The following is a 9,194-nucleotide window of genomic DNA, read 5'->3' on the forward strand; positions in this document are numbered from 1 at the left end:
GCCCCAGATCTGCAGCGCACGAAACCGTTTAGCCGCCGCAACGCTATTCACGATGGATGTCGTGTGGCGGGGGCCTGAAAGACCGCTCCGGATGGTTGGTGAAAGGTCATCAATTCCAACGTCGGGAAGGCCCAGCGCCTGCCGTATCCCCATTGTTGGTGCAAGGCCTTCTACTGGCTTTGTTCCGGGACGGTAATGGGTCGCCGCGGGCCTGGTCCAATTGCGTGCATCGGCCTTTCGCCGAAATCCCACGAAGAAAATCCGTTTTCGCAACTGCGGAACACCAAATTCATGAGCGTGCAGCGTGACCCGCTGAATATGGTACTCCGCCGAAAGGGGGGAAAGGATGATCTGCTCGACGTATTCTGCAAAGCGTGCGGTTGAAAGGGCGGCGACATTTTCGCCCACGAAGGTGCGGGGTTTGATCGTTTTGACGGCACGCACGAATTCCGGCCACATGTCTCGCGGATCCAGCGCTCCGCGCTGTTTACCGGCCATGCTGAAAGGCTGGCAAGGGGGACCACCGTGCAGGACGTCCACCTGACCTTTGAACCGCCGCCAGTCCACGGCTTGAACGTCCCCAGCTTCACCACGGTGAACCTCCCAATTTGGACGGTTCAGTTCTAGGGTTTTTCCGGCATCGTCCATCCATTCGTAGGACGCCAAATGGGTAAAGCCTGCACGCTCGAACCCCAAATCTAGTCCGCCGCCGCCACTGAACAACGACAGGGATGTGAGTCCCCGGGGCTCAACCAAGGGCATAAGCTCATTGGGGTCTAAGCGAGGGGTATATATGGGGTGGATGGACGCTGCCGCTTCGCCGCGTTCTGCCGCCTGCTTAGCCAAGCGTGATGCCTTAGCCATTTGCCGAAACTGTTCCCGGCGCGCCGCCGTGAGGAGCTGTGGTTCATGCAGCGGGTGGGTGCTTGGGATTCTGCTGGGTACGTACTCGTCGGTTAGTTCGTCTATCAGCTGCATACTCACCGCCCCATAGTATGCTGCCGAGTCCGAGTCGCCTGTGGAACTGGGCCGAGCGGAAGCTGTAAAAGTGTGCGAAGTCATGCTGAAGAGCGTAAACGGAGCCCCCGACATGAAGGCCTCATTGTCAAAGGTCCGGCTTTTTCCTGGGGGGACGTGCCGCGGACCGGGCAGCAAAGCAGATCGCCTGTGTCGTTCACGACCGTGCGCTACGTGCCATGTTTGAATATCTGTCAGGACCACTACACTGGCGGGGAAGTGATCAGGGTTGGCAGAATCTGCACTGAATTGCGTCGGTGGCGTTGCTAGTGGAGGCAGTGACGTTGTCAACCGGGCTAACAACGGCTGATGGTCGCGCCCCCCAATTCGACACCAAGGAACAACGCAGATGATCAGCCAGACCTACCGCATGGGTGAGTTATTCAGTGGCCCCGGCGGCATGGCACTCGGTGCCCGGCTCGCCGCGCAGGCCGTTGAGGGCGTAGCGCTGCGGCATGCTTGGGCGAATGACTATGACCTCGACACCTGCCAAACTTACAAACGGAACATCTTGGTGCCTGAGTATGGCGACGATGCGAAGCTAGTTGAGTCTGCGGCTGACCTTCCTGCGGCGGGCGGGGGTGTCGTCCATCAAAACGTTCACACTCTCGACATCGAAGCCCTTGGAGAGATCGACGGATTTGCGTTCGGCTTCCCTTGTAACGACTACAGCCTCGTTGGGGAATGGAAGGGGCTGCGCGGCGACTACGGTCCGCTGTACAGCTATGGGGTGAAGGTACTCGCTTCGAAGAAGCCCAAGTGGTTCGTAGCTGAGAATGTGTCAGGACTTCGCGGCGCGAACGAGGGCAAGGCGTTCAAGCAGATTCTGGAGCACCTTCAGGCTCCCGACAACGGCCCTGGCTACCGAATCGTCCCGCACCTTTATTCCTTTGATGAGTACGGTGTGCCACAACGACGGCAACGGATAGTCATCGTTGGAATCCGCGAGGATCTTCGCACCGATTTTCGCGTTCCATCGCCGGAAATTTACAACGACATCGACGTGAGCGCGAAATCGGCTCTCACGGTTCCGCCGATCCCTCTGAGCGCCCCCAATCACCAGTTTGTCCGTCCGTCTGCAATGGTCGCCGAGCGGCTCAGTTACCTGCGGCCAGGTGAGCACGCCTTCTCTCCTCGCGCTCTTCAGGAGATGCCCGAGCGGCTCCACATCAAGACGCGCACGACGATCAGCACAACCTACAAACGACTGGATCCGGACAAGCCGGCGTACACAGTGACTGGGGCCGGGGGCGGCGGTTCCTACATCTATCACTGGGTGCTTGACCGCGCATTGACGAATCGTGAGAGGGCTCGTCTTCAGTCCTTCCCGGACGACTTCGCCTTCGATGGACTGAAGGAAAGCGTCAGGAAGCAGGTCGGCATGGCCGTTCCGGTGAAGGCTGCAGAGGCCATCTTTACAGCGCTGTTCAAGTCATTCGCGGGGATCCCATACCCCTCGATTGAACCGAACATCGAATTCACCAAGGTTCTTGAATCAGAACAGACGAACACGAGGTAATGAAAGCATCGGTTGCCTGACTACTACGAGTGGCCGATGAACCAAGGGGGGAAATGGATCCGGAGATCCTAGAGCCGGGCGTCAACTTGCTCGAATCCATGCGCTCTGTTGGTTACTCACTCGAAGCCGCTGTCGCAGACCTCATAGACAACAGCATTACGGCGGAAGCACACCACATCGTTATTGACGCAGATGTTGTCGAGGGCAAGTACCTCGCAATCCTGGACGATGGATGCGGCATGACCTCGAGAGACGCGCGCGAGGCACTGCGCCTGGCAGGCACGGTCGGAGACCGCAAAGATACGGACCTGGGTCGTTTTGGGCTTGGCCTCAAGACGGCGTCGCTGTCACAGGCGCGCTGCCTGACCTTGATCACGAAGCGTGCCGGCATGGTCACCGCGTTACGGTGGGACATCGACTTCGTGCGCGAATCGGGTAAGTGGCTCCTCAACGTCCTTGATGAAACCGACCTCAGAGACCTGCCCTTGTGGGCTGAGTTTGATGCCCAGCTCAGCGGGACGCTCGTACTGTGGAACGAACTGGATCTCCTGATCGGTGATACAACCTCGCCAGGTTCCTTCCTCGCCGAACGGCTCGGTGGAGTTCGTTCCAGTCTCGCGCTCGTCTTTCATCGGTTTCTCGCTGACCGCCGCGATCGAATCAGCATCATGATCAATGGAATCCCCCTGCGGCCGACTGACCCGTTCCTGTCCGATAACCCGAAGACCCAGCGCACTGCACCAGAGACTCTCCAAATCGGCGGCGGCGAGGTGCGTGTAGAAGGTTTCACCCTCCCGCACCCCTCCGCTCTTACGCCCGTGGAAAGGCAACGGCCTGACCTCGGTGAAGGCATGCGGGAGGCGCAGGGGTTTTACGTGTACAGGAACCGCAGGCTTATATCGCACGGTCACTGGTACGGACTGGCACGCATGAACGAATTGTCGAAGCAGACCCGCGTCCAAGTCGATGTGCCGAGTACCCTGGACGCGCTCTGGCAACTCGACATCAAGAAGTCTCGGGCGGAGCCACCCCAGTCTTTCAAGTTGCGACTCCGACAACTCATCGACCCTATCCTCAACCGGGGGCGCAGAGTCCACGCCTTTCGAGGGAGGCGAGAGAACACCGAAGTCGCGCACGTCTGGACGAAGCTGAAGACCCGTGACGGCTTTGGCTACGAGGTGAACCTCAAAAGTCCGCTCGTCGAGTCAGTCCTGTCCCGCCTAGACACCGACGACGCCGAACGAGTGGTCGGCCTGTTGCAGACCATCGCGAGCACCTTCCCGCTCATGGACGCCTACGTCGAGTACGCCGCTAACGTCCCGTCGATCACCCCGAAACCTGAGCAGGAGGCACTCATCACGAGCCTCCGGAACATTCGACGATCAGGGCTGTTCAGCACCGACCCCGAAATTGCTGTGACGCAGCTGGCCGGTGTGGAGCCGTTCAACAGCCATAAAGATTTAAACACGCTTGTCGATCTCGTCTGGAAGGACGCCGATGCCGCTGAATGAACGTCAGACCGATTTCAAGAGGTACCTCAAAGATCAGTTGTTCAACAGAGTCCGTCCGCTGACATTCGACGAGTTGGAGACGAAGGCGGGAGGGCTTGCTTCGTTGCTGTTTGAGGACCTCACTGCGATCGGGATCGCAGAGGTCCTCCAGGAGTTTACCCAGGAGAACGCTGTCGAGATGGCCCTGGGCGGCTCAATCGTCGACCCAACGACCTTCCGGCCTTGGATAGCGCAGCGTCGGGAAGAGGTTGAGACACTGCGTTGGGACGCATACAAAAAGTTGCTCATCAACCGGGACTGGGAAGCGAACGTCATCAATACGCTCGACTCGCAGACCGACGATGTAGTCGAGTTGCTGGGCGATCCGATGCAGGTCGACGGTACATGGCCCCGACGTGGCCTGCTTATGGGTGAGGTGCAGTCCGGAAAGACAGCGACGTACCTCGGCGTCCTTAACAAGGCGCTCGACTACGGCTACCAAGTGATCGTCGTCATTGGCGGCCACACGGAGGACTTGCGGCAGCAGACACAGACGAGATTCGACACCGACTTGCTGGGAATTGATTCGGAAACATGGGAAGACGGCATCAGCAATGCCGCCATCCGGAACGTGGGCGTCGGTGATATTCACGGGCTCCGCGCCCACTTGATGACGACCGTCCGACACGACTTCTCAAAGTCGAAGCGCGGATCAAGTATTACCTGGGTGGAGGGTGGACTCCCCACGGTATTTATCACCAAGAAGACCCCTTCACTCCTGAATAACATCCGGACTTACATCAAGAGCCAGGCGCCAGGTGGGCGGCTGGACATTCCCCTCATCGTCGTGGACGACGAATCAGACTGGGGAAGCCCGAACACACGCGATAAGGAAGACCCGACGAGCGTCAACAAGGCGATCCGCGCGCTCCTCGATGTCTCGACGCGTAGCTCCTACTTGGCCATTACTGCCACGCCATTTGCCAACATCTTCATCAACGACCAGGCAGCATTCGAGTTCGTCGAGAAGCCGAGGCGTGGCGAGCCGGTAGCCGACGGCCCGGGAACTGTGCTCAACGACCTGTTCCCGAGCGATTACATCAGGACCATGTTCCCGCCGAGCACCTACCGCGGCATCGGTACGTACTTCGCCGAGGACGGCGATGCAGCGATCAACACCGAGGTTGATGACTGTCTCGCAATCATTTCGATCAAGCATAAAAATCATCACCCCGTCACCGCACTCCCCGAGTCCCTGGAGACCGCGATAATTGAGTTCCTTCTCGGCACCGCCATCCGCCGTATCCGCGATCAGAAGGTCAAAGCTGCGTCGATGCTCATCAACGTATCTCGGTTCAAAAGCGTGGAACGCCAAGTAGCGGACCTGTCCGTACTGTTTCTCGAGGCGACGGTAGCGATGATTCTCGGCGAGTTCGCTCGACAGAACGCTGCCAGAAGCGCTGCAGCCAAGAGGATTCAGGACGTGTGGGATGTGGGATTCGCCAATGTGACCGACGTTGTTTGGAATGACGTCGCAGAGAAACTTGTCGACATCGCTCCGGAATTCCGGGTCGACCTCATCAACGGTGACACCGCGAAGGAACGCGCAAAGCGACGGAAACTGATGACCGTCACCGAGCGGGAAACTGACGATCTTGTCCCGAAGATCGTGGTCGGCGGCGACATCCTTTCGCGTGGCCTCACCCTTGACGGCCTCCAGGTGAGTTACTTCGTCCGGGAACCCCGCACGATGGACACACTCATGCAAATGGGGCGCTGGTTCGGTTACCGCCCCCACTTCGATGACCTCGTTCGCATCTGGATGCCGGAAACGACGCGCGCGGACTTCACGCATTCGGCACAAGTCACCGACGAACTGCGGGAAACGCTCCTCGACATGAAAGCCCGCGGGCTCACTCCGAGGCAATTCGGTTTGCGGGTCCTCGTACATCCCGACAGCGTCGATATCGTCGCAGCGAACAAGGGGCGTGACACCCAGGTCATCAATATCGGACCAACCGTCTGGCAGAACAAACTTGCGGAATCCTACGACCTCACCGGCGAAGCTGAAGTGGAGCAGGCAAATCAGGCAGCCGTAGAGACGCTGATCGCACGGCTCGGCCCTGCCAAATCGGTGAAGACGAGCGACGATTTCGACTCATGGCAGAACGTTCCCCTCGACGCTGTGCAGGACTTTTTCCGAACCTTCCAGGGCGACCGCCGCAGCCAGACTTTCGGTCGAGGCGCCGATGGGACTCTGCCAATCACGGATGCATTCAAAATTGCACCGGGAAGCGATCGCTGGAGTGTCGTATTGGTAAAAAGTGGCAAAGGGCAGCCTCACTGGTTCGGCGAGGATTTCAAAGTTTCCATGAGCGTCCGAAATAAGATGGGACGTAGCCGCCTTGACGGACACATTCGTCTCGACCGCCGGCGAGTGTCCTCCGCGGGCGACCTCATCGGGTCGCTCCTCACGTCGGAGCGCGAGGCGATGGAAGCAGAGCCGCGCTTCACTGCGGACGGCAGGCTAATGTCATCGCAGGCACGCACACTCTTTTCGATAGATCACCCGATCCTGATGATCTATGCCGTCACCGCGGTTGATCCGGATCCTCATAAGGACACCTCGGATCTCACAGAGGTCGAAACAGGTTTAACGCGCATCGCGGTGGCGATTGCATTCCCGAAGATGACTCAGGAGCAAATCGAGGACGCAACTCGCGAATCGAAGACCTACCAAGTCAATCAGGTCTACTGGCGCGCCTACAATGGTTTCGTCGAAGATGAGGGTGACGACGAAGTCGACGAGGACGAGGCCTGATGAACGCTTCGCTCGTGGAGCCGCTGTTCGAGCAGGTGCTCGCCGCCGAGAGTGGGCGGATGATGGTCATCCTCCAGGCACCCTTCATGTTCGCCGCCGTAAATGACAATGGCCGTGCAGCCCTATTCGCCCGTGTCTCACTCACCCCAGCCCAGGTCGTCAGCGACGGGCAGGGATTCTCGGTGAAGACGACGCGGAGCGGGAACAACGACTATGTCCAAATCACCGCCAATGACCGGGGACTACCACCCCTGTTCTTGAAACTGGTCGAGTACGTCCTAGGACGAGTCGCCGTGTCGACGTCGGTCGACGAGGGCACCGAGCTTCTGATCCGCTCGATCGAGGAATATCGGCGCTTCGTCGGTCAACGCCGCGGTCGCCTCTCTGAAGCCCTAGTACGCGGCACCTTCGCGGAACTCCTGTTTATGCGCACAATCATCGCCGCCGGTATGAGCGTCGAGGATGCCGTGACGGCCTGGCGGGGACCTTGGGCGAAGGCAGGACTAGGCGTGCATGACTTTACCTTCGCTAATGGACGCGGAATCGAGGTGAAGTCGACTCACCAGCCGCCCGGAACAATACGAGTGTCGTCCCCGAGGCAACTCGTACCCTCAGAGCAACCGCTCGATCTCCTTGTGCTGCCAGTCGAAGACGCCCCGGATGGCTCCACCGTGGCGATCCCGTTCCGTGCGTACGTGCACGAAACCGGCGAAATCGTCGCGGCTGCCGGCCCGGGTCCCGGGGACAAGTGGGATGCAGCATTGGAAGCTCTCACTCTGGACCTCTCCGACGAGTGGTACGACAAGTACCGTTTCCTGCCCGGCGAATGGCGACGGTTTGCAGTGCAGCAGGGATTCCCGCACCTCGACATCCCTTCACTTCCCGCCGGGATAATCGACGTCCATTACTCCCTCGAACTACTGAGGCTGTCCCCCTTCGCGGCACCGTTCAGCGAACTTCTCAGCGAGATGGAATTGACGTGAGCATCGAAGTCGATGACCTTCGCAACGAGATCAAGGTCGAGGCCGTGGCCGGCGACGGCGCTTTCGAGCTTGAGGCGTTCGCCGCGGTGTTTGCCCGACGGCTCGAAGATGCGGAAGCCGCGGCGAATCTCAATGTCGAGCCACTTCGCTGTAACGGACCGCGAAGGAAGCGTCTCGAACTGCTGGGGTACGGAGAGAGTCCGCTCGAGCAGTCACTAGTTATTCTTGCCGGACGGTACTTCGGCAGGGACGCGACGCTCACTATGACCGATGCCAAGGACTCCATCGGACGCGCCACCGGATACATCGAGGCGGCTGTCGACGGCTGGCTGACAACGCACCTGGAGATGTCGTCGCGCGAATGGGAGTACGCCGATTACTTCTCGAAGCAGATCAGAGGCGGCAAGATCGCCAGGATCCGGGTCATCCTCATCACCGATGGCCTGATGAGCGGCCGCATCCGCACGGTCGAGAGTGGCACTGTTGCTGGTCTGAAGGCTACCTACGAGATCTGGGATCAGCGGCGAATCGTCGACGCTACTCTTCCCGAGCGCGGTAGCGAAGACATCCGCGTCGACTTCACGAAGTGGCTGTCCGATGGTCTTCCCTGTCTGGTCGCCCCCAGCAACGACGAGACCACACGGACCTACCTAGCCGTCATCCCAGCCCGGGTCCTCGCTGAAGTGTTCGACGAATACGGCAGCCTCCTTCTGGAATCAAATGTCCGGACCTTCTTGAGCGCAAGGGGTCAGGTGAACCGCGGCATCCAGAGCACCCTGGCTCAGGAGCCGGCACGGTTCCTGGCCTACAACAACGGGCTGACAACTACAGCCACTGAGGTCGAACTCGGACGTTCCTCCGAATGTACGACGATCCGTAGCCTTCACCGCTGGCAGATCGTGAACGGCGGCCAAACGACCGCTTCGATTGCACACTTCCTGCGCAACAACAAGAGCGAAGACATCATCGACGAAGTTTCCATCCAAATGAAACTCGTAACGGTTAGCGAATCCGACTCGGCAACCGTGGTTCAGGCGGTCGCCAAGTACGCGAACAGCCAGAACAGAGTAAGCGCAGCGGACCTATTTTCCACGCACGAGTTCCACATCCGCATGGAACAAATCAGCCGGCGTCTTAAAGCACCCGCCAAGGAGGGCCACCAGTACCAGACCGGTTGGTTTTACGAGCGCGCTAGAGGGCAGTGGGAGAACGACCGTACTGCGCGTGGATCCGCGGGTGAACAGGCGAAATTCGAGTTGGAGTACCCGAAGTCACAACGCATCACGAAGACCGATTGGGCCAAGTACGATTACTGCTGGAATCAGCATCCTGATCTTGTCAGCAAGGGTGCCCAGTCCGTCTTC

6 protein-coding genes are annotated in these 9,194 nt (G+C 59.2%); 5 read left to right on the top strand and 1 reads right to left on the bottom strand.

Features of this window, described 5'->3' with window-relative positions; all coding sequences use genetic code 11:
* The coding region (locus DBR22_RS16795) for a DNA cytosine methyltransferase (RefSeq protein WP_258229258.1) at positions 1–978 on the bottom strand (978 nt) is incomplete at its 3' end.
* 388 nt (positions 979–1,366) lie between these two features.
* Here DBR22_RS16795 and DBR22_RS16800 point away from each other — a divergent pair.
* The 5 genes from DBR22_RS16800 to DBR22_RS16820 form a co-directional block, all read left to right on the top strand.
* Positions 1,367–2,536, top strand: a complete 1,170-nt coding sequence (locus DBR22_RS16800) for a DNA cytosine methyltransferase (protein ID WP_108599957.1) — start codon at positions 1,367–1,369, stop codon at positions 2,534–2,536.
* A gap of 53 nt (positions 2,537–2,589) precedes the next feature.
* A complete protein-coding gene (locus DBR22_RS16805) occupies positions 2,590–4,047 on the top strand; it encodes an ATP-binding protein (protein WP_108599958.1) in 1,458 nt (485 codons plus the stop codon).
* On the top strand, positions 4,034–6,847 hold the full coding sequence (locus DBR22_RS16810) for a Z1 domain-containing protein (RefSeq protein WP_108599959.1): 2,814 nt from the start codon (positions 4,034–4,036) through the stop codon (positions 6,845–6,847). The genes DBR22_RS16805 and DBR22_RS16810 overlap by 14 nt, the downstream gene beginning before the upstream one ends.
* Complete coding sequence (locus DBR22_RS16815) at positions 6,847–7,830, top strand: PD-(D/E)XK motif protein (RefSeq protein WP_108599960.1); 984 nt, start codon at positions 6,847–6,849, stop codon at positions 7,828–7,830. Before DBR22_RS16810 ends, DBR22_RS16815 begins: the two co-directional genes overlap by 1 nt.
* The coding region (locus tag DBR22_RS16820) for an AIPR family protein (protein WP_108599961.1) at positions 7,827–9,194 on the top strand (1,368 nt) is incomplete at its 3' end. The genes DBR22_RS16815 and DBR22_RS16820, both read left to right, overlap by 4 nt.

This window comes from Arthrobacter sp. HMWF013 (assembly GCF_003061105.1).
GTDB lineage: Bacteria > Actinomycetota > Actinomycetes > Actinomycetales > Micrococcaceae > Arthrobacter.

What these genes read in the sequence shown, in the direction of transcription:
- DBR22_RS16815 (WP_108599960.1), top strand. Translation starts at nt 6,847, where the DNA reads ATGAACGCTTCGCTCGTGGAGCCGCTGTTCGAGCAGGTGCTCGCCGCC.
- DBR22_RS16800 (WP_108599957.1), top strand. Translation starts at nt 1,367, where the DNA reads ATGATCAGCCAGACCTACCGCATGGGTGAGTTATTCAGTGGCCCCGGC.
- DBR22_RS16810 (WP_108599959.1), top strand. Translation starts at nt 4,034, where the DNA reads ATGCCGCTGAATGAACGTCAGACCGATTTCAAGAGGTACCTCAAAGAT.
- DBR22_RS16805 (WP_108599958.1), top strand. Translation starts at nt 2,590, where the DNA reads ATGGATCCGGAGATCCTAGAGCCGGGCGTCAACTTGCTCGAATCCATG.